The following is a 20548-nucleotide window of genomic DNA, read 5'->3' on the forward strand; positions in this document are numbered from 1 at the left end:
GCCCGAGGGCGGGGGCCGGCCGGTGGGGTGTTCAGGCGGTCGGGAGCAGGGTCCTGAAGTGCCGGTAGAGCAGACCGGTGCCGCCGAGGTCCTTCAGGACCGGCTCCCAGACCGCTTCGATGTGGGCGACGGCGTTGGCCTCCGTCACCCACTCGGAGAAGCTGAGGACGCTCGTGCCGTCCACGCTGATGTGCATGTTCGCCGATATCCCGCCGGGGTAGTCGCGGTCCTGACCCTCGGCGGCCTCCTCGCCGGCGAACAGCGCGTCGACGAAGGCGCGGGCGGCCTGGTCGTTCTCCGCGCCGAAGAAGGCCACGGGGAAGGACTCGGCGACGGGGGCGGGGTCGGCGATGCCGGAACCGCGGACCGCGCGGTACAGACGGTAGGGCACGGGCGCCGGGGCGCCGGGGACGGCGGACGCCGTGTCGGAGATGCTGCCCTCCTCCTTCAGGGACTGCCGCAGCGGCTCCTGCGCGGACCACTGAGCGTAGGTCAGCACCGAGTCGCCTTCGCTGCTCGTGTAGACCGTGAGCGACAGCAGTTCCGGCGGCCATTCGCCGGACCGCCAGTGGGCGACGACGGCTTCCGCGGTCTGCGCCGCCTTTCCGCTCCGCGTCGGCACCGTACCGACGAGCACGATGTCGCTCCGGGGATTCTCGATGACGGGCCGCGAGGTGGACGCGTGGGACATTCTTCGGCTCCTCGGGAATGAGGTGGCTCCACAAAAGGCGCGGGCCACGGCGTGGTACGGAACATTCTCCGACCAGCGGTGACCCGCGCCCAGGAATCGCGGTTCAGGGTTGTGAAAAGAACATCAATTCCGCTTGTGACACCTTCTGGAGACCGTCAATTCCTGCCGGGACCGCCGGTCCGCCCCCGGTGCTCCTCCAGGATTCGTTCGGTGGCCGCGTCGAGGCGTCCGGCGGCGTCCGGCGCGAAGGACCTGTCCTTCACCCCGATCCGAAGCCCCTCGACGAACGCGCTCAACGGCTCGGCGGGAGGGGCGTCGATGGCGGCGACGATCGGCGGGAGGGCGGCCTCCACCGGCTTGGCGAACGACCGCATCGACAGGATCTGCCGCAGCGTCACATCGTCGTACTCGCCGGAGAAGCTCGTCGCGGTGACGCCCGGGTGGATCAGGACGTAGCGGATGCCGCTGTCCCCGTACCGCTCGGCGAAGGTGACGCCGAGCAGGTCGTTGAGCTTCCCGCCCTGGCCGAGCGCGGCACCGCCGTGGTAACCGTGGCGCAGCTCCAGATCGTCCCAGCGGACCACGCTCAGACTCGCGCCGGGACCGGCCACGTTGACCACCACGGGCCGTTCGGCGGCGGACAGCGTGTCGACGAGGCCGTGTCCGAGCAGGTAGCGGCTGAGGTAGAACAGCGCGAAGTTCTCCTCGATGCCGTCGGCCGTGACGGCGCGCTCGGTGCGGTAGTGGCGGGCGCACAGGACCAGGGCGTCGATCGTCGGGAACCGTGCGCGCAGATTCTTGAGGACCCGTTCGTTCTCGCCCAGCAGGCTGAGGTCGGCCGGGATGAAGAAGGCCCGGTCCCGGGCGCCGACGGTCGCGGCCGTCTCCAGGAACGCCTTTCCCTTCACCTCGCTGCGGCCGATGACGACGACGGTGTCGCCGTTGCCGAGCCGGGTGGCCGCCAGCGCCTTTCCGATGCCGTCGGTACCACCGGCGATCACCACGGTCTTCACAGGGTGTCCCCTTGGGCGGCCAGGGAGGCGGGAGCCTCCGCGGAGCGGATGTCGGAGCCGGCATCGGAGCGGGCATCGGAGTGGACGTCGGAGTGGACGTCGGAGTGGACGTCGGAGTGGACGTGAACGTCGGAGCGGACGTCGGCGTGGACGTCGGCGTGGACGTCGGCGTGCTGTTCCCGCGGCGTTCCGCCGTCGGACTCCTGCGGCTTGGGACGGCCCGGCAGTTGGGTCGCGGCGATCAGGGCGAGGGCGAGCGCTCCGGTCACGCCCCAGTACGCGTGGCGGAAGCCGCCGAGGGCGTCGCCGCTGCCCGCGCTCTGGACGAGCAGCGCGACCAGCGCGATGCCGATCGCGGCGCCGAGCTGGTTGAGCATGTACAGCACGGTGCTGCCCTGCGGCACCAGATGCGGCGGGAGCGTGCGGTAGAGCGAGGCGATGGTGGGCGCGCCCACGCTGCCGAGGCCGAGGCCGATCGTGAACGCCACCACGGCCGTCCAGACCTGGGACGTGTCCGCGCTGAGCTGGGTGAAGGCCAGCGCGCTCAGCGTGGCGACCACGCCGCCGCACATCACCAGAGTTCGTGAGCCGACCTTGTCGGACAGCCGTCCGGTCAGCGGCATCGACAGGGCCGAGCCCACACCGAGCGGAGCGAGCAGCAGCGCGGACGCGAAGGTGTCGTGGCCGCGTACCTGCTGGTAGTACAGCGGCAGCGCGAACAGGCTGGCGAAGGTGGCCAGACCGACCAGGGCGCCGACGGTGACGCTGGCGGAGAAGCCGCGCGAGGCGAACAGCCGCAGGTCGATCAGCGGTGGGGCGGTGCGCTCGCGGAGCGCGTGGACGGCGTAGGCGCCGAGCAGCACGACCCCGGCGACCAGCGGGACGAGCACCTGCCAGGCGGAGAACTCGGTCCGCTCGGCGTACTGCGACAAGGTCAGCACCGCGGCCGCGACTCCCGGACCGATCAGCGCGACGCCCACGGTGTCGAGCTTGCCCACCGGCTGCTCGCCGGTCGGCTTGTCGTCCGGGATCACCCGCAGGGCGAGCACCAGCGCGAGCAGGCCGATCGGGACGTTGACCAGGAACATCCAGCGCCAGGACACGCCTTGCAGGATGAATCCGCCGATCACCGGGCCGAACACCGGTCCGCTGGAGCCGACGACGCCCATGAGGCCCATGACCCGTCCGATCCGGCTGGGTCCGGCCGAACGGGCCAGCAGGGTCAGCATCAGCGGGTCGAGCAGACCCGCGCCGAGTCCCTGGAGCACGCGGAAGGCGATCAGACTGCCGATGTTCCAGGCGAGTCCGGAACTGATGGAACCGGCGAGAAAGATCACCAGGCCGAGCAGCCACAGCCGGCGGCCGCCGAACCTGTCGACGGCCCAGGTGGTGACCGGGATGCTCACGGTCAGGGCGAGCAGATAGCTCGTGGACACCCAACTGACCGCGCTGAGCGAGGTGTCGAAGTCCTTGACCAGGGTGTCCGCGGCGACGGCGATCATCGAGCCGTCGAGGATCCCCATGATCCCGCCTAACAGGATCACTCCGATCAGTCGCCGCAGCGCGGGGTCAAGGCCCTCGTTCGACGGATGCGCCATGAGTCTCTCCGGTGGCGTGAAGTGGCATGAGGTGACACGAGGTGACACGAGGTGACACGAAGCGATACGAGGCGGCCGCGCGTCAGATGGCGGCATGTCAGATGACAGCGCGCCGAATTGCACTCGCCAGTGCAGATTAGGGCACCACTCAGGACGATGACAACGTCAACGGGCAACAAACTGCACCAGCCGGTGTAACTCAACGCCCGTATCGGGTACGCTGCGAGGGTGGGCGGAACTGTGACACTGGCATCAGGCAACCGAACGGCCTCACGAGGCCGCATCGACAAACGTCAGGCGATCCTCGACGCGGCCTTCGCCGTGTTCGCCAAGCGGGGGTACGCCGGTGCGTGCATGGAGGAGATCGCCGAAGTGGCGGGCGTCGCCAAGCACACCGTCTACAACCACCTCGGCGACAAGGAGAACCTCTTCCACGCCGCGATGGAGGCGACGGGGAACGCCGTGATGGACAGGAACCTCGCCCTGGCCGAGCAGTTGACGGTCGAGGGCGGCGCGAACAGCCGAAACGGCGAGGACGGCCAGGCCAGCCAGGACAACCAGGACGGCGAAGGCTCCGACCCGGTCAGGTCCCGCTTGGAGGAGGTCGGATACCGCATGCTGCTCCAGTGTTGCGACCCCCGCTCCTGGGCGCTGCGCCGACTGCTGCACGCGGAGATCACCCGCTTCCCCGGACTGCTCGAAGTCGTCTGGGGGCGCGGCGCCGACCGGCTCCGGCAGACCCTCGCCGACCGGATGGCCCGGCTCTCCCTGGCCGGTCTGCTGCGACCCTGCGACCCCGTCGAGGCCGCGGAGCAGTTCCTCGCTCTGCTCACGGGCCCCATGGAAGCGCGGTCCCAACTCGGCACCCGACCCGTACCGGACACCGAACTGCACACCGTGGCCGACGCCGCGGTCGACACATTCCTGCGCGCCTTCCGTGATGTCCACCAGAACCGCACCCTGCCGGTGACCGCTTCCTGACCTCTGATTCCTGACCTCTGACGATTCGACAAGGTTTACGGCGCCTTCCCGCGAACGGATATGTCCGAAGCGGATCCGCGAAGTCCGTGTGAACTCGCATGAACTCCCTGGCTCGAATCGATGAGAACGGTTTGAGAATCCGCGCCGCGGATCAGCACTAGATGGATGTGTCCACCTGACAGCTATGCAGGCAATGGAGCTTGCGGCCGTGAATCCACCTTCGGTCCGTACAACTCCAAGGGAGATACCGTGCGCATACTCGTTGTGGAGGCGCAGGAGCACGAAGCCGCGGCGCTGGCCCGCAATCTGGAGCGGTACGGCCATGAGGTGACGACCGTGGATTCCGGGACGGCGGCTCTGGAGAACTTCCGGCAGGCGAATTTCGTCCTGCTCGATCTCGATCTCCCGGACATCGACGGCCTGGCCGTCTGCCGCGGTCTGCGGGAGACGGGCGACATCCCGGTCATCGCGTTCGCCAGCGGCGGCACCGAGTTGGACCGGGTCCTGGGGCTGCGGGCGGGCGCCGACGACTGCATCGACAAGCCGTACGAGATACGCGAGTTGGCGGCCCGCATGGAGGCCGTCATGCGGCGGCGGGAGCCGCGCCGACCGGTGGTCACCCCCAAGACGACGGTGTCGATCGGCGGTCTGCGGATCGACGCGGCCTCCCGCAAGGTGCAGGTGCACGAGAAGCCGGTGAAGCTGACCCGCAAGGAGTTCGACCTGCTGTACTACCTCGCGCGGCACCCCGAGATGGTCGTGACCCGGCAGCGGCTGCTCGCGGAGATATGGGAGATCCCGACGGTGCTCGCGGTCGGTTACCAGGCCAGCCGCACGGTGGACACCCATGTCAACTCGCTGCGCAACAAGTTGGGCCGGAGCAGTTGGATCGTCACCGTCCGCGGGGTCGGATTCCGCGTCGGCCTCGGCTGACAAGGAAAGCGGAAGCGCGCGTACGGTGTGGGGCCCACACCGTACGCGCGCCCGCGTCACGCTCAGCGCCGGCTGTCGCTCACAGGTACAGCGAGTTGGGCTCCAGGCCGGTCAGGGACCTGCCGTACAGCTCGATGTTGGTGCTCGGCGTGATCAGGGCGTGCAGGGACGTCGCGTGCACGTCCCGCTGGATGCGGGTGATCGGCACGTCCCGGAAGATCGAGGAGCCGCCGCTGGCGGCGGCCAGGATCTCCACAGCCTGCTTGGCCTGCTTGGCGATCCAGCCGATCTGCACCCGGGAGAAGACCCGGTCGTCCTGGGACCACGGCTCGTCCCGCCGGATCTTGTCCGCCAGCAGATCGGCGAACCGGTGGGCGCGGGCCTCGGCGTCCTCGATCAGCAGGGCCGCCTCGCCGACCTGGAGATGCGTGACCGGCGCCTCCAACTGGCTGGGGTAGCTGGTGTACGTCAGCGGCCGGCCGGGAAGCCGCTCCAGGAAGCTGGACAGGGCGTACTTGGCGGCGCCGACGAGCTGGCCCGTCTGCATCACCGTGGCGCTGACCAGCATCGGCACCCGGTAGGCGCCCTTGGCCGCGTTGACCTGTGACTTCGAGACGTTCTGGTAGAAGTCGGCGCCGGAGATCACCCGGTGGTCGGGGACGAAGACGTCCCTCGCCACGGTGGTCACACTGCCGGAGCCCGCCAGGCCGACGGTGTTCCAGTCGTCGACGATCTCCAGTTCGGAGACCGGGATGAGGGCGAAGACCGGCAGGGTCTCCCCCGCGGGTCCCTCGGGCATCGCCGCGGTGATCTTCCAGTGGGCGTGCAGCACGCCGCTGTTGTAGCCCCAGCTACCGTTGACCAGATAGCCGCCGTCGACCCGGGTCGCCTTTCCGGACGCGGCCGTCGTGCCCGTCACCCGGACATGGGGCTCGGCGAACACCTCGTCCAGGGCCTCGTCGGGCCACAGGCCGGCCATCCAGGTCAGCGAGGAGTAGATGGACAGCACGAAGGCGGCCGAGCTGTTGCCCTTCGCGACCTCGGCCAGCACGTCGACGAAGGCGCGCGCGTCCGACTCGTATCCGCCGTACTGCGTGGGCACCTGCATCCTGAGCAGACCCGATGCCTCGATCGCCTCGATGACGTCCTGCGGGAGCCTGCGGTTCTCGTCGATCCACAGCGCCCGGGAGCGCAGCAGGGGCACGAGTTTCCCCGCGGCCTCGACGAGATCGTCCCGGGACGGCGCGGTGGTGGTCATGTTGGGTTCCTCCCGATGTGGGTAGCACTTGACGCGCCCGCTGCCGGGCACCGGTATTCCGGACGGTCCGCGCGCTGACATCGCCGGCGGGAAAGGGAAGTTGGAAACGAAAGGCGTTCGGTGCTCTGATCACCGACCGACCGTTTTCCCGATCCTCGCACCATCGGCGAAGCGGCGGCGAAAGGGCCGGGGAAACCTACGGGTCGCCCGCAGGTTTGTCTCGCGCCGCCGGGGATTCCCCGACCGCGCTGAGTACCAGGACGAGTTCGCCTCTGCCGGAGACGCCGAGTTTGCGGTAGACGCCCGACAGATGGAATTCGACGGTTCTGACGTTGAGGAAAAGGGCTTCCGCGATGCGCCGGTTGCTGTATCCGGCGCGGGCCAGCTGCGCGATCCTGGCCTCCTGCGGGGTGAGTCCGCGCGGGGCGCCCGGTCCGCCCAGCCGGCGCAGCGCGGACTCGGCGCGGTGGGCCCAGAAGGTGTTGCCGCAGGTGCGCGCGACCGCGACCGCGGCCGTGAACCGGCTCCGCGCCCCGGCCGCGTCCTCGCGTTCGGCCAGCAGCGCGCCGAGGTCGTAGAGGGCCTGTGTCACCTCGCCCTGGGCGTCCGCCAGGCGGAGCAGATCGACGGCTTCCTCCAGCAGTATGAGGGAGGTCCTGTCGCGGCGCGCCACGGCGACGGCGCGCAGGGCCGTCCCCAGGACGCGCGCCGACCCCCACTTCCGCGCGGCGACGAGTTCGTCCTCGGCCAGGGCGACGGCCAGGTCACGGCGACCCGCGGTCGCGGCCCCGAGCGCGCCCGCCGAACGCCAGGCGACCACCGCGGGATTGTCGATGCCGTACGAGGCCAGCAGTCGGCCGCTGCTCAGACAGTCGTCGATCCCCTGCCGGAACTGGCCCGCGGCCAGGTGCAGCGCGCCGCGGGCCGCCAGGACGTGGGCCCGGTTTTGGCCTTCGAGGTCGAGCGCGCCGACCATGCCGTTCTCCTGGAGCACCGTCCACGCGCCGTCGAGGTCGCCGGTCCCGACGAGCGCCTCGGTCAGCCAGACCGCGGCCAGGGGGACGCGGGTACCGGACCCGCCCCGGGCGAGGACCGCGCGCAGCGTGCGTACGGCCCCGCTCGTATCACCTCCGAGCAGCTTGATCCGTGCGCGCAGCAGGGCCAGCGTCCGGCGGTGGCGGACCGAACCCGACCAGAGCGGTTCGCGGGCCAGCCGGGCGCAGTGCGCGCTCGCGGACGAGGTGTCCCCGGCGTACAGCAGGGTGAGCACGGCCTGCCACACGCTGTCGGCGTCGGCTCGCCGCTCGTCCGCGGCAAGCAGGCGCTCGGACTGGCACATCGCCGCGGAGCGGTTGACCCCGCGGTGCGCCAGTTCGAGGACGCGGGGGGCCGCGTACACCTCGGTCTCGTCGGGACGCGCCCGCTCGTCGTCGGCGTCGGCGGCGGCGCGGCGGATTCCCGGTGCGGGCGGGTGCGCCGCCGCGTATTCGTCGTGACGCCACCGTGCGACCGCCGAGGGTGCTTCGGCGAGACGCAGCGGCGCGGATTCGTTCCTTCCGCCCTGCACGGTGGACTCCGTTCGGTAGATCGGTAAGTCGGTAGATCGGTGGGCCGATAGGCCGATAGGCCGCTGGCTGCGCGGATGTGACGTAATGTCAGGCGGTGAGGCTGTGCAGGAGGTGGTAGCGCTTGAAGCCGATCGGCCGGACGCCGGGAGTGTCGTGGGTGGCGCGCAGAGTCGCCGCCCGCGTGGCGCCCTCCAGGAACGAGATGTGCGCCTCGTCGCTGGTCCACTCGGCGTAGTTGAGGACGCGGGTGCCGTCGGCGCTGAGGTGGAAGTTGGCCGAGAGCAGGCCGGGGTGCTGCGCGCCGGGGGCGCTTTCGAGGGCGCCCGCGATCGACTCGACGATGTGCTCCTGCGGGGCGGGCCCGTCCACGTCGAAGGTCGCGACCACAAAGCTGGACGGCACCAGCGGCCCCTTGTGCAGCACGATCGCGCGGCGCAGCGTGTACGCGACCGTCGCGGCGCCCGCCAGTCCCGTCAGCCCAGCGGTGAAGTCGCGGTGGGCCGGGGCGTGCGAGGTCTGGAGGTAGGTCAGCACCGTGTCGTCCTCGGTGCTGAGATACGCGGAGGCCGACAGGAGTCCGGTCGGCCAGTCGGCGGCGCGCCACTGCTCGACGGTCTCGGCCACGGCCTCGACCCCGGCCTCGCGGTCGGGGACGTGCCACTGCGCGACATGCGCGGCCGTGCTGTCGGCGCGCCGGATGTCCGGCGGTGCGGAGGAGATCTGCTGGGTCATTGCCGTCGTCCTTCCAGAGGACCGGGGTCCGGGGTTTCGGGGTCCGGTTTTCGGGGCGGGAAGCGGGAGGTGCGGCTGTCGTCACCAGCCGGGTGCGCGCAGCGCGGGTACGGATCGGGCGCTGGTACGGTTCGGACGCGGGCTCAGCGCGGGTACGCGCGCTCGGCGCGGGCCGCCCGCAACGCGTCGCCCCACCAGTGCAGTTGGTCCAGCAGCAGTCCCGCCGACAGGACGCTCGGCTCCGGGTCGATCAGCCGACCCGCCTCGTCGAAGCGGTTTCCCGCCAGGGGAAAGGCGACGTTCTCCCGTACGGTCAGGGTGTGCACTTCGGCGAAGACCTGCCGGAGCTGCTCGACAGCGCGGATGCCGCCGCTGAGGCCGCCGTACGAGACGAAGCCGACCGGCTTGGCGGTCCACTCCTCGTAGAACCAGTCGACGGTGTTCTTCAGCGCGGCCGGGAAGCTGTGGTTGTACTCGGGCGTGACCACGACGAAGGCGTCGGCCGCCACCAGCACCGAACGCAGCGCTTCGCGGGTCCTGGCCGTCTCCAGCGACACGTCCTTGCCGGGCCCCGGCAGGACCAGCGGCAGCGGATGGTCGATCAGATCGACGCTCTGCACGGCGAATTCGGGGCGCTCCTTGACCTGGGACAGGAACCAGTCGGCCACGGCGGGACCGAGCCGCCCGTCGCGGACGCTGGCGGTGATGATGGCGAGGGAGAGCTGGTCATCCGTCATGGTGCGACCTGTCTGTGAGGGGTACGGAGTCCGGTCAGGGCGGCCAGCAGGCCGATCCCGGCGACCGCGGTGATGAGGGACAGCGCCGGGCGGTGGCCGTGGTGGGAGCCGAGCAGCGCGGCGGTGGCCGGGAGCATCACGACGGCCCCGACCTGCACGGCGGTCTGGAACAGCGGGACGGCCGCGGCCCGTTCGGCGGGCGGGAGGGCCCCGGTCGCCTGGAGATTGAGGGCGGCGAAGGAGAGCACGAACCCGGCGCCGACCAGAAGGAGCGTCGGCAGCATTCCGGTGAGGTACGAACCGCTGTCCGGCCGCCACAGGTAGAGGGCGTAGCCCAGCAGCGGCGCGGTCGCGCCGAGGGCGATCAGCCGCCCGGTGCCCCACCGCGCCGTCATGGCTCCGGCGAAGGGTACGGTCACGGCCAGCGGCACACACGCGGGCAGCAGGGCGACCGCCGACTGCCAGGGAGACCAGCCCAGCTGGCGCTGGGTCTGGAAGACGAGCAGCAGCAACAGGCTCTGGTACGTGCCGTTGAGACAGGCCGCGCCGACGGCGGAGCGCAGCAGTTGACGGTTGCGCAGCAGCGCGGGGGTGACGCGCGGGGCCGGGACGGCGCCCCGGTCGCGCGGGATGATCCGCAGGGCGAAGACCAGCAGGATCAGGGCCACCGGCGCCGGGAAGAGAAAGGTCCAGCGCCAGCTCTCGGTCAGCAAAGCGCCCGACAGCAGCAGTCCGGCCGTGAAACCGGCCGCGCCGAACAGGGCGTAGACGGACACCGCCCGCCGCTGCTGCGGCCCGCTGGGAAAGGTGGTGCCGATGATGGCGAGACCGGTCGGTGCGGTGAGCGCCGCACTGAGCCCCTTGACCACCCGGGTGGCGATCAGCAGGGCGGCGCTGTCGGTGAGTCCGCCGGCCACCGAGGCGGCGGCGAAGAGCAGCATCGCGGCGAGGTAGACCCGCCTGCGGCCCAGTCGGGCGTTGAGCCGGGGGCCCAGGACGAGCAGCGTGGCGAATCCGACGGCGAAGCCGCTCATCAGCCACTGCGCCGTCCACAGGTCCAGGCCGAGTGCGGCGCCGATCGAGGGCAGCGCGACGAGCACCAGGGAGACCTCGATCGCGTCGAGGACCATGTTGGCCGACAGGATCAGGAGGACGGTCCAGAGCCGGGCGTCCCAGCGCGTCGATTCGGCCGCCGTTCCTGTTCCCGTGGCCGTGGCCGTGGCGTCGGCATTGGCATCGGAGGGGTCGGTCCACGAGGGAGCTGTCATGAGGGGCCGCCGTGTCTGGGTCGGATGGGGTCGCGGTGTCGGCGTCGGCGTCGGGTCCGGCTTCGGGTCCGGCTTCGGGTCCGGGTCACGGCAGCAGCGGAGGCAGCTTCTCGGTGACGAGCCGGATGTTCTCGGCGACCAGCTCGTCCGGCATCCCGGCGATGCTCGCCCAGAAGATGAGGTGTTTGACCGGCAGGTCACCGGTCAGTTCCTTGATCCGGACGGCCGCGTCCTCGGGGGTGAGGATGTCGAGCAGCCCGCGGGTGTCCTCGGCGTTCGGATCGCGGAGATCCTCGGCGGTGAGCAGCGGTTCGGACTTCTCCCGGCCCTCCACCGACAACTGCCGGTAGGAGTTGACCTGGTGGGCCAGGTGCGGCGCGACCTGGTGCCACGCCTTCTCCGGGTCCTCGGCGAGGATGACGGGCATCAGGTCGCTCACCCTGGCCGCCCGCGGGTCGTGGCCCGCCTCGACCAGGCCCTTGCGGTAGTGCTTGAACATGGGGCGCGAGATGTGCAGCAGCCCGATGCCCAGTTCGCCCGCGAGCTTCGCGCCGCGCGGACCGTAGAAGCCGCCCCACAGCGGCGGCGGGTCCTGGATCGGCAGCGGCGAGACCACCCGCTCCTGCCACAGGCGCAGGATCTCGCGGATGTTGCGGCCGGTGCCCGCGAACCGGCGGCCGAAGTCCGCGCCGAACAGCTCGTATTCGGGCACCCGGTATCCGGCGCCCAGGCCGAGTTCGAGCCGGCCGCCGCTGATCAGGTCGACGAGCGCGGCCTGTTCGGCGAGGTCGACGGGGTGGTGCAGCGCGGGCAGCACCACCGAGGTGCCGATCCGGGCCCGCCGGGTGCGCGCGGCGACGGCCGCCGCGACGGTCAGCGGCTGCGGCAGATAGCCGTCCTCGAAGCGGTGGTGCTCGGTGAACCACAGACCGCCGACACCGCGCTGGTCGGCCTCTTCGCAGAGTTCCAGGGTCCGCGCGTAGTGGTCGGCCCACGGCCGGTGCCACTGCTCGGGGTTGCGCAGGTCGAAGAGGAGTCCGACGTCCATGCCACGATCCTTTTCACTGGGGTGGGTTGCCGTGCTTGCGGTGCGGCAGGTCGGCGCCCTTGGCGGTGAGCATGTTCAGGGCGCGGCAGAGCACCGGCCGGGTCAGGCGCGGGTCGATCACGTCGTCGACGAGGCCGCGTTCGGCCGCGTAGTACGGATGGACCAGCTCGTCGCGGTACTCGGCGATCTTCTGGGCGCGCATGGCGGCCGGGTCCTCGGCGGCGGCGATCTCGCGCCGGAAGACCACGTTGGCGGCGCCCTCGGCGCCCATGACCGCGATCTCGTTGGTCGGCCAGGCGAAGGCCAGGTCGGCGCCGATGGAGCGGGAGTCCATGACGATGTACGCGCCGCCGTACGCCTTGCGCAGGATCAGTGAGACCCGCGGCACGGTGGCGTTGCAGTACGCGTAAAGCAGTTTGGCACCGCGCCTGATGATGCCGTTGTGCTCCTGGTCGACGCCGGGCAGGAAGCCGGGGACGTCGACGAGCGTGACCAGCGGGATGTTGAACGAGTCGCAGAACTGGACGAACCGGGCGCCCTTCTCGCTGGAGTCGATGTCCAGTACGCCCGCCATCGCCGCGGGCTGGTTGGCGACCAGGCCCACCACCCGGCCCTCCAGCCGGGCGAGCGCGCAGACCAGGTTGGGCGCGAACGCCGCGTGCACTTCGAGGAATTCGCCGTCGTCGACGATCTCCTCGATCACCCGCCGGACGTCGTAGGACCGGTTGCCGTCGGCGGGCACCAGGTCGAGCAGTGCCTCGGACTCGCGGTCGGGCGGATCCGCGGTGACGGTCCGCGGCGGCAGTTCGCGGTTGTTGGCGGGCAACAGCGAGAGCAGATAGCGGACTTCGGCCAGGCAGGTCTCCTCGTCGTCGTAGACGAAGTGCGCGACCCCCGAGGTCGCGGCGTGCACGTCCGCGCCGCCGAGACCGTTCTGGGTGATCTCCTCGCCGGTCACCGCCTGGACCACGTCGGGTCCTGTGATGAACATCTGTGAGGTCTCCCGGACCATGAACACCAGGTCGGTGAGGGCCGGGCTGTAGGCGGCTCCGCCCGCGCACGGGCCGAGCATCACGCTGATCTGCGGGATCACCCCGGAGGCGCTGGTGTTGCGCCGGAAGATCCCGCCGTAGCCGGCGAGCGCGGAGACGCCTTCCTGGATACGGGCGCCCGCGCCGTCGTTGAGCGAGACCAGCGGGGCGCCGGCCGCGATGGCCAGGTCCATCACCTTGTGGATCTTCTCGGCGTGCGCCTCTCCCAGCGCGCCGCCGAAGATCCGGAAGTCATGGGCGTACACGAAGACCGTGCGGCCCTCGACGGTGCCCCAGCCCGTGACCACGCCGTCGGTGTGCGGCTTCTTCGCCTCCAGGCCGAAGCCGCTGGCGCGGTGCCGGCGCAGTCCCTCGACCTCGGTGAAACTGCCCTTGTCCAGGAGCAGTTCGATCCGCTCCCGCGCGGTGAGCTTGCCGCGTGCGTGCTGTCGTTCGGTCGCCCGCGGATCGGGTCCCTGCCGGACCCGTTCCTTCAGGGCGCCGAGTTCGGACGTGCGGTCCGCGATGCCTCCCGAGACGTCTGTCGGCATGCCGGACCACCTCCTCTCCCGTTCGATTCGGTCGGTGCCTGCTCCCCCGGGCGGTCAGCCCAGCAGCGTGCCGCCGGTGGCGTCGATGAAGGCGCCGGTGATCCACCGGGCCTCGTCGGTGGCGAGGAAGGTGACCACGTCCGCAACGTCACCGGCCTTGCCGACCCGCTTGAAGGCAGAGAGCTGGGCCATCTGCTCGACCGCCTCGGGGATGTCGAAGACAGCGCTGCCGTTGTCGGTGATCCCGGGCGCGACGCTGTTGATGGTGATGCCGCGCGGTGCCAGGTGGCGGGCGAGGTGCAGGGTGAGCTGCTCGATCGCGCCCTTGGTCATGGCGTACGCGACCTGGTCGGGGTTGGCGACCCGGGTCAGGCCGGACGAGATGTTGATGACGCGACCGCCCTCGGGGATCTGCGCCAGGGCGCGCTGCACGATGAGGTACGGGGCCTTGGCGTTCACCGCGAAGAACAGGTCGAGCTGCTCCGGGGTCACGTCCTCGGGGGCGATGCCGCTCGCGCTGGTCGCCCCGGCGTTGTTCACCAGGATGTCGAGGGTGGTGCCGCCTGACCGCTCCTTGAGGCCCTTCTCCAGGCCGAGGAAGAGTTCGTGCACATCTCCGGGCGCGCCCAACTCCGCCCGGACGGTGAACGCCCGGCCGCCGTCCTTCTCGATGAGTTCGACGGTCTCCCGGGCCGCCGCCTCGTTGGCGGCGTAGTGCACGGCGACCAGCGCGCCCTCCCTGGCCAGCCGTACGGCGATGGCGCGGCCGATGCCGCGGCTGGAGCCGGTGACGAGCGCCGTCTTGCCGATGAGCCTGCTCATGATGCCTCTCCTGGGGTGACGTCATCCGTGGTGTCTGTGGTGGACCGCTGTGGTGCCGCGGGGCCGGGCTCGGCCGGACCGGGTTCGACGGGACCGGGTTCGACGGGACCGGGTTCGACGGGACCGAGCCCGCTGATCGCACGGGCCAGATGGCGCCGGGCCGAGCCGATCTCCAGCAGTTGGCCGAAGACCGACCGCAGGCCGTCCACTTCGGGACCGCCGAGCAGCAGCCGGGCCTGGGCCTGGATGTTGGTGAGCGTCGCGGCGCCGATCCGGTGCCGGGTGTCGTGGTAGCTCTCCAGCAGGGCCGAGCCGCTGCCCCCGCCGCCCCCGTCGCCCTTGGCGATCTGTTCCGCGAGCTTGCGGCCGAGGTCGGCGGCGTCCTGGAGGCCGAGGTTGAGCGCCTGGCCGCCGACCGGCATCTGCACATGGGCCGCGTCGCCCGCGAGGAGCACCCGGCCTTTCACGTAGCGGGTGGCCTGGATCGTGGTGTTGTCGAAGGCGTTGAGCCAGACCGGGGTGCCGGCGCCGATGTCCTCGCCGGTCACCAGGGCCCAGGCCCGGACGACCTCGTCCAGGCCAGGGGCGCCGGTTCGCCGTCCGGTGCCGGTGCCAGTGCCAGTGCCGGTGCCGGTGTCCTCGCGCGGACCGCCGTGTACGTGGACCATCACCCGTGTGCTGCCGTCGGGCCAGCGGAAGGCGGTGGCCAGCCCGTTCGGATGCCGCTCGAAGCGCCGGTCGGGGATGTCGATGCCCGCGAGGTCGGCCCTGAGCATCTCCAGCGTGCCGTCCCCGCCCTCCACCTCGAATCCGGCCAACTGCCGTACGGTGCTCCGCTCGCCGTCGCAGCCGACCGCGTAGGAGGCGGTCAGGACGCCCGGCCGCGAGCCCAGTTCGATGAATCCGGCCTCCACCCGGTCGGTACGCGAACGCAGGCCCGTCACCGCGTGCCCGCGCAGCACCCGCGCCCCCAACTCCGTGGCCCAGGCGTACAGCACGGCCTCCAGATGTGCCTGGGCGCACTTCCACTGCCCGGCCCAGCGGTGGCCGGGAGCCGCGGCGGTGAGGTCGAGGCGCAGGCCGCCGAAGTGCCCGGGGCCGCCGCCGGGCAGTGTGCCGAGCCGTGTCAGCAGCCCGCGTTCGTCAAGGATCTCCATCGTGCGGGTGTGCAGCGTGGACGCCCGGGACTCGGTGGTCGGTTCGGTGAGCTGCTCCAGCATGGTCACCCGTGCTCCGCCGAGGCGCAGTTCACCGGCGAGCAGCAGCCCGACGGGGCCTGCTCCGACCACGACGACATCGGTGTCCAGTGGGCCCGCCATGCTCAGCGCCGCGCTTCCGCGTGCTCCTTGGCGTGGTTCAGCGTGGCCCGGCTGTTGTTGCCGAGCGCCTCACGGATGAACCGGCGCGCCTCCTCCACACCCGCCTCGGGGCCGAGCACCTTGCCGATGTTCCCGGCGTTGAGCACCACCGTGTGCTGTGAGGTGGCGGTGGTGACCCCGTCCTCGCCCTCCTCGAAGGTCCAGTAGCCGGTGTGCAGGTCGAGCAGTGCGGGCAGCGTGGTCTGCTTGTACGCGATCTTGTGGTGCGGGAAGCAGACCCGGACCGACTCCGTGGTGTGGGTCGAGCCGTCCTTGGTGAGCGTGTCCATCCGCAGGGTCTGGAGGCCGGGGGTGTCCTCGGTAAGCTCGACCTTGGCGACGTGCGGCAGCCGTTCGGTCCACAGGTGGGCCTCGTTGACGAAGTCGAAGACGTCCTTGGCCGCGCCCTCGACCCGCACGCTGTCCTCGAAGGACAGGCTCAGCCCGGCGTCCCGCGCCGACAGCTCCAAGTTGGTCTTCAGGCCCGGCAGTTCGGCCCGGCTGTTGCGGTCAACCGCCTCGTCGATCCATTGCAGACCCTCGGGGTCGTCGTCGATCGCGCGGTAGGTGTGCAGCAGCCGTACCCGCGACTCCCACTCCCCCAGCCGCTCGATGATCCAGGTGCCGGTCATCTCGGCCACCGGGGGCGTCGAGACCTCCTGCCAGAAGCGGATACGCAGGGCATCCGGGTCCAGCGTCCGCCGCGAACTCCAGTTCTTGGCCTCACCGTTGGCGGTGGCCCAGATCCGGATGCGCTCCTCGTTCCCGTCGCGTTCGAGGTAGTCGACGTAGACGGACGGCGGGAACAGCCGGGGCCAGTTCTCGACCTCGGCGAGCAGCCGGTAGACGTCGGCGGCGGGTGCCCGCACGGTGATCTCGTGTTCGACCTCACGGGTCGTCATGTCACAGCTCCGATCGGTGGTGGATAGGGCCGCGGGACCGGGGCGGTCGTCTGCGGTCGGGCAGGGGTCGGTCAGAGGTCAGCCAGGGCTCAGAAGTTGCCGAGGCCGCCGCATACGTTGATGGCCTGCGCGGTGATGGAGGCGGCGGTGTCGGAGGCGAGGTAGCCGACCAGGCCCGCGACCTCCTCGGGCGTGGAGTAGCGGCCGAGCGGGATCTTGGACTGGAACTTCTGGAGGATCTCGCCCTCGGTGGTCGAGTAGGCCGCCGCGTAGCCCTGCCGGACCCGCGCGGCCATCGGCGTCTCGACGTAGCCGGGGCAGACCGCGTTGACCGTGATGCCGGTCGGCGCCAACTCGTTGCCCAGGGCCTTGGTGAAGCCGACGACGCCGTGCTTGGAGGCGGAGTACGGGGCGCCGAGCACCACGCCCTGCTTGCCCGCGGTGGAGGCGATGTTGATGATCCGGCCGCGGCTCTTGTCGCGCAGACCGCCGGTGTTCAGCACCTCACGGGTGACCCGGAAGACGCTGTTCAGGTTGGTCTCGATCACGTCATACCACAGCTCGTCGGTGATGTCGGCGGTCACTCCGCCGCCGCTGCGGCCCGCGTTGTTGACGAGCACGTCGATGGTGCCGAAGCGGTCGACGGCCGCCTGGACGAACGACCTGACCGCCTCGTCGCCGCGGATGTCGACGACCGCGCCGTCGACCTCCAGCCCCTCGGCGCGCAGTTCCTTGACGGTGGCCGCGACGTTGTCGGCGTTGCGGGCGCCGATGAACACCCGGTGTCGCTGGCCGGCCAGCAGGCGGGCGACCGCCAGGCCGATACCGCTGGTCGCGCCCGTCACCAGGGCGACCCTCTCCGTGTTCTGCGACATCGCCGTCTCCTCAGACGCTCGGGGCAGCGGTGAGCCGCGAGTTGACGGCGTCGATGAGGCCGCGCGGTGTGACCGCGTCGGTCAGGGCGGAGTCGTCGAGCGAGATGTCGTACTCGCGCTCGATCCGGCTGCCGGTCTCCAGCAGGGCGAGGGACTCGTAGCCGAGTGCCTGGAAATCGGTGTCGATGATGTCGCCGCTCAGGTCGACGCCCTCCTCTTCGCCCGCGGCCTCCAACAGGATGCGGCGGAGGTCGTCGAGGGTGAACGGGCTGGTGGTGGACATGTCCGGTGCCTTTCGTGGTGGGGATGGTGGCCGGTGGTCCCGGCGGCGGGCGGCCTCATTGATCGGCGCCGGGTGACGTCAGCGATCGGCGGCGCGTACGACGAGGGCCGAGTTGAATCCGCCCTGGCCTCGGGCGAGCACCAGCGCGGTGCGTACGGACGCGGGGCGCGGGGCGCCGGCCACCAGGTCGATGTCGTACCGGTCGGCCAGGGCCGTGCCGATGGTCGGCGGGATCACGCCGTCGCGGATGCTCAGCAGTGCGGCGGCGACGTCCAGCGGCGCGGCGCCGGAGTAGAGGCGGCCGGTCATGGTCTTGGGCGCGGTCACCGGGACCCCGTGCGGACCGAAGGTCTTGGCGATGGCCTCGGCCTCGATACGGTCGAGTTCGGGGATCGCGGCGGCGTCCGCGAAGACCACGTCCACCTCGTCGGGGCCGGCGCCCGCGTCCGACAGCGCTTCCTCGATGGCCCGTTCGATGCCCGGCGCTCGTCCGCTGCCCGGCCGGGGATCCATGGTGGCGGCGTGGCCGACGAGTTCGCCGTAGATGTTCCCCGCGCCGCGGGCCCGTGCGTGCTCGGCGTCCTCGACGACCAGCAACGCACCGCCCTCGCCCGGCACATGGCCGCGGGCGGACGCGTCGAAGGGCAGGTAGGCGCGCTCGGCGTCGTCCCCGGCGGCCAGCCGTCCGCCGGCCAGTTGGGCCACCCACCCCCAGGAGCAGATCGACGCGTCGACGGCGCCGGCCACGACGACCGAAGTCCCCTTGCGGATCTGGCGCCTTGCCTGGGCGAGCGCGTCGAGGCCGCCCGCCTGGTCGCTGACGACCACGCTGCTGGGGCCGCGCAATCCGTGGCGGATGGAGATCTGCCCGCTGTTGACGGCGTAGAACCAGGCGAAGGACTGGTAGGCGGAGACGTACCGGCCGCCCTTGCTCCACAGGGCCTTGAGTTCGTTCTGGCCGAACTCGAAGCCGCCGGAGTGGCTGGCGGTGATCACCCCGGCCGCATAGGCGGGCAGTTCGGCGGCGTCGATCCCGGCGTCCTTCAGCGACCAGTCCGCGCCCACCAGGGCCAGTTGGGTCATCCGGTCGGTCTGCGGCAGCAGCCTGCTGGGCAGGTGCTCGCGGGCGTCGAAGCCGCCGATCTCACCGGCGAGGCGCGACGGGTAGTCCGAGGGGTCGAAGCGGGTGATCCGTCCGATGCCGCTGCGTCCTTCGAGGGTGGCGGCCCAGTACTCCTCCACGCCGAGGCCGTTGGGCGCGACGACACCGAGTCCGGTCACCACGGCGTGGGCGTTCATCGAGCGCTCCGATCCGGTCGGGCGAGCACCACCGCGCTCTGGAAGCCGCCGAAGCCGCTGCCGACCGACAGCACCGTGTCCGTACGCCAGTCGCGCGCGGTCAGCGGCACGTAGTCGAGGTCGCACTCCGGGTCCGGGTGGTGCAGATTGGCGGTGGGCGGTACGACGCTGTGCTCCATCGCCAGCACGGAGGCCGCGATCTCGATCGAGCCGATGGCGCCGAGCGAGTGGCCCACCATCGACTTGATGGAGCTGACCGGCGTCCGGTAGGCGTGGTCCCCGAGACTGCGCTTGAAGGCGGCGGTCTCGTGGCGGTCGTTCTGCTTGGTGCCGGAGCCGTGCGCGTTGATGTAGTCGATGTCCTCCGGACCGATCCTGGCCTCGTCGAGCGCCACCCGGATCGCCTCGGCCATCTCCGCGCCGTCCGGGCGCAGCCCGGTCATGTGGAAGGCGTTGGACCGGGTCGCGTAACCGGCGACCTCGGCGTAGACGTGGGCGCCCCTGCGGCGCGCGCTCTCCAGTTCCTCCAGGACGAACACGGCCGCCCCTTCGCCGAGTACGAAGCCGGTGCGGCTGGCGTCGAACGGCCGGGAGGCGTGCTCCGGGTCGTCGTTACGTGCCGTGGTGGCCTTGATCGCGTCGAAGCAGGCGACGGTGATGGGCGAGATCGGGGCGTCACTCGCCCCGGCGACGACCACGTCGGCCGCGCCGTCCCGGATCAGGTCGGTCGCGTAGCCGACGGCGTCGAGGCCGGAGGTGCAGCCGGTGGAGACCACCGTGCCGGGTCCCTGCGCGCCCACGGCCCAGGCGACCTCGGTCGCGAAGGAACTGGGCACCAGGAAGTTGTAGAGGTGCGGGACCGCGTACTCGTGGTCGACGAGGTCCAGCCGTCCCCCGTCGCTGACCGCGCGGTACTCCTGGTCGAGGCCGGTGGTGGCGCCGACGGCGCTGCCGATGGTCACCCCGACCCGGTGCGGGTCGACCGAGTCGAAGTCCAGTCCGCTGTCCGCGACCGCCTCTCGGGCGGTGACCACCGCGAACTGCGCTGCGCGGTCCATCCGGCGGATCTCCTGCGGGGTGAGCCCGGACAGTTCGGCGTCGAAGTCCGCCTCGGCGGCGATCTGGGAGCGGAACGGCGCCGGGTCGAAGAACGAGATCCTGCGGGTCGCGGTGCGTCCGTCGGCCAGCAGTTGCCAGAAGTCCTTGACCCCGATGCCGCCGGGGGCCGTGACACCGACTCCGGTGATCACGACGCGGCGGCCGGCCGGCCGGCTCACGAAGCGCTCCAGCGGTAGAAGCGCTGGGCCATCGCGTCGGCCGGCGAGCGCCAGGTGGCGGGGTCGTACGCCTCAATGTGCGGTTTGAGGTCGTCGCTGATCCGGATGAACCGCGGGTCGTCCTTGGCGGTCTCGATGCGCTCGCCGCCGTTCTCGGCGTCGAAATCCTGGAGGTGGAAGTACAGACCGCGGTACGAGAACAGCTCACGGCGGCGCGTGCCCATCAGATGCGGCATGTCGGTCCCGTCGAAGGCGCCGAATATGTGGGCGACCTCCTCGGCCGAGCCCAGGTTCATTCGGGCGACGATCAGTGTGCTGTGCAT

General features: G+C 70.9%; 20 protein-coding genes. 2 read left to right on the top strand and 18 right to left on the bottom strand.

The annotated features are described in order from the left end of the window. Positions 1 to 31 precede the first annotated feature (31 nt). The 3 genes from BGM09_RS02030 to BGM09_RS02040 all read right to left on the bottom strand — a co-directional run bounded on the left by BGM09_RS02030 (position 32) and on the right by BGM09_RS02040 (position 3302). Positions 32 to 691 (bottom strand): hypothetical protein, encoded by a 660-nt coding sequence (locus BGM09_RS02030; protein WP_188279605.1) that lies wholly within the window; start codon positions 689 to 691, stop codon positions 32 to 34. A 155-nt stretch (positions 692 to 846) separates the two neighbouring features. Continuing rightward, complete coding sequence (locus tag BGM09_RS02035) at positions 847 to 1704, bottom strand: SDR family NAD(P)-dependent oxidoreductase (RefSeq protein ID WP_188279606.1); 858 nt, start codon at positions 1702 to 1704, stop codon at positions 847 to 849. Then, positions 1701 to 3302, bottom strand: a complete 1602-nt coding sequence (locus tag BGM09_RS02040) for a DHA2 family efflux MFS transporter permease subunit (RefSeq protein ID WP_188279607.1) — start codon at positions 3300 to 3302, stop codon at positions 1701 to 1703. Before BGM09_RS02040 ends, BGM09_RS02035 begins: the two co-directional genes overlap by 4 nt. Before the next feature lie 240 nt (positions 3303 to 3542). Here BGM09_RS02040 and BGM09_RS02045 point away from each other — a divergent pair, with 240 nt between their 5' ends. Further along, complete coding sequence (locus BGM09_RS02045; protein WP_188279608.1) at positions 3543 to 4283, top strand: TetR/AcrR family transcriptional regulator; 741 nt, start codon at positions 3543 to 3545, stop codon at positions 4281 to 4283. A 249-nt stretch (positions 4284 to 4532) separates the two neighbouring features. Next, a complete protein-coding gene (locus BGM09_RS02050; RefSeq protein ID WP_188279609.1) occupies positions 4533 to 5216 on the top strand; it encodes a response regulator transcription factor in 684 nt (227 codons plus the stop codon). Positions 5217 to 5295: 79 nt separating this feature from the next. On the opposite strand, the gene BGM09_RS02055 is transcribed toward BGM09_RS02050, so the two are convergent. From BGM09_RS02055 to BGM09_RS02125, 15 genes are all read right to left on the bottom strand, one after another. Further along, entirely contained in the window at positions 5296 to 6474 is a 1179-nt protein-coding gene (locus BGM09_RS02055) for an acyl-CoA dehydrogenase family protein (protein WP_188279610.1), read from the bottom strand. A 196-nt stretch (positions 6475 to 6670) separates the two neighbouring features. After that, a complete protein-coding gene (locus tag BGM09_RS38725; protein ID WP_188279611.1) occupies positions 6671 to 8041 on the bottom strand; it encodes a LuxR C-terminal-related transcriptional regulator in 1371 nt (456 codons plus the stop codon). 88 nt (positions 8042 to 8129) lie between these two features. Beyond that, positions 8130 to 8774, bottom strand: a complete 645-nt coding sequence (locus BGM09_RS02065; RefSeq protein ID WP_188279612.1) for an antibiotic biosynthesis monooxygenase — start codon at positions 8772 to 8774, stop codon at positions 8130 to 8132. Between the two features lie 143 nt (positions 8775 to 8917). After that, positions 8918 to 9511, bottom strand: coding sequence for an NADPH-dependent FMN reductase (locus tag BGM09_RS02070; protein WP_188279613.1), 594 nt, complete (start codon positions 9509 to 9511; stop codon positions 8918 to 8920). Next, the gene (locus BGM09_RS02075) at positions 9508 to 10779 is read right to left on the bottom strand and encodes an MFS transporter (protein ID WP_188279614.1); all 1272 of its coding nucleotides are present in this window, start codon (positions 10777 to 10779) and stop codon (positions 9508 to 9510) included. Before BGM09_RS02075 ends, BGM09_RS02070 begins: the two co-directional genes overlap by 4 nt. Positions 10780 to 10864: 85 nt before the next feature. Next, positions 10865 to 11827: an LLM class flavin-dependent oxidoreductase gene (locus BGM09_RS02080; protein WP_188279615.1), complete on the bottom strand. Its 963-nt coding sequence runs from the start codon at positions 11825 to 11827 to the stop codon at positions 10865 to 10867. 13 nt (positions 11828 to 11840) lie between these two features. Then, positions 11841 to 13409 (bottom strand): acyl-CoA carboxylase subunit beta, encoded by a 1569-nt coding sequence (locus BGM09_RS02085; protein WP_188279616.1) that lies wholly within the window; start codon positions 13407 to 13409, stop codon positions 11841 to 11843. 54 nt (positions 13410 to 13463) lie between these two features. Next, on the bottom strand, positions 13464 to 14231 hold the full coding sequence (locus tag BGM09_RS39100; protein WP_188279617.1) for an SDR family oxidoreductase: 768 nt from the start codon (positions 14229 to 14231) through the stop codon (positions 13464 to 13466). Then, the gene (locus tag BGM09_RS39105; protein ID WP_188279618.1) at positions 14228 to 15550 is read right to left on the bottom strand and encodes an FAD-dependent monooxygenase; all 1323 of its coding nucleotides are present in this window, start codon (positions 15548 to 15550) and stop codon (positions 14228 to 14230) included. The genes BGM09_RS39100 and BGM09_RS39105 overlap by 4 nt, the downstream gene beginning before the upstream one ends. A gap of 2 nt (positions 15551 to 15552) precedes the next feature. Continuing rightward, entirely contained in the window at positions 15553 to 16491 is a 939-nt protein-coding gene (locus BGM09_RS02100; RefSeq protein ID WP_188279619.1) for an aromatase/cyclase, read from the bottom strand. Positions 16492 to 16580: 89 nt separating this feature from the next. Then, entirely contained in the window at positions 16581 to 17366 is a 786-nt protein-coding gene (gene fabG, locus BGM09_RS02105; RefSeq protein ID WP_188279620.1) for a 3-oxoacyl-ACP reductase FabG, read from the bottom strand. A gap of 10 nt (positions 17367 to 17376) precedes the next feature. After that, on the bottom strand, positions 17377 to 17649 hold the full coding sequence (locus BGM09_RS02110) for an acyl carrier protein (RefSeq protein WP_188279621.1): 273 nt from the start codon (positions 17647 to 17649) through the stop codon (positions 17377 to 17379). 78 nt (positions 17650 to 17727) lie between these two features. After that, positions 17728 to 18948 carry a ketosynthase chain-length factor gene (locus BGM09_RS02115; RefSeq protein ID WP_188279622.1) on the bottom strand — a complete coding sequence of 407 codons (1221 nt, stop codon included), beginning with the start codon at positions 18946 to 18948 and terminating at the stop codon, positions 17728 to 17730. Further along, positions 18945 to 20225 carry a beta-ketoacyl-[acyl-carrier-protein] synthase family protein gene (locus BGM09_RS02120; protein ID WP_188279623.1) on the bottom strand — a complete coding sequence of 427 codons (1281 nt, stop codon included), beginning with the start codon at positions 20223 to 20225 and terminating at the stop codon, positions 18945 to 18947. The genes BGM09_RS02115 and BGM09_RS02120 overlap by 4 nt, the downstream gene beginning before the upstream one ends. After that, positions 20222 to 20548: a TcmI family type II polyketide cyclase gene (locus BGM09_RS02125; RefSeq protein ID WP_188279624.1), complete on the bottom strand. Its 327-nt coding sequence runs from the start codon at positions 20546 to 20548 to the stop codon at positions 20222 to 20224. Before BGM09_RS02125 ends, BGM09_RS02120 begins: the two co-directional genes overlap by 4 nt.

The organism is Streptomyces sp. CBMA29 (genome assembly GCF_014596445.1).
In the GTDB taxonomy this organism is placed as follows: domain Bacteria; phylum Actinomycetota; class Actinomycetes; order Streptomycetales; family Streptomycetaceae; genus Actinacidiphila.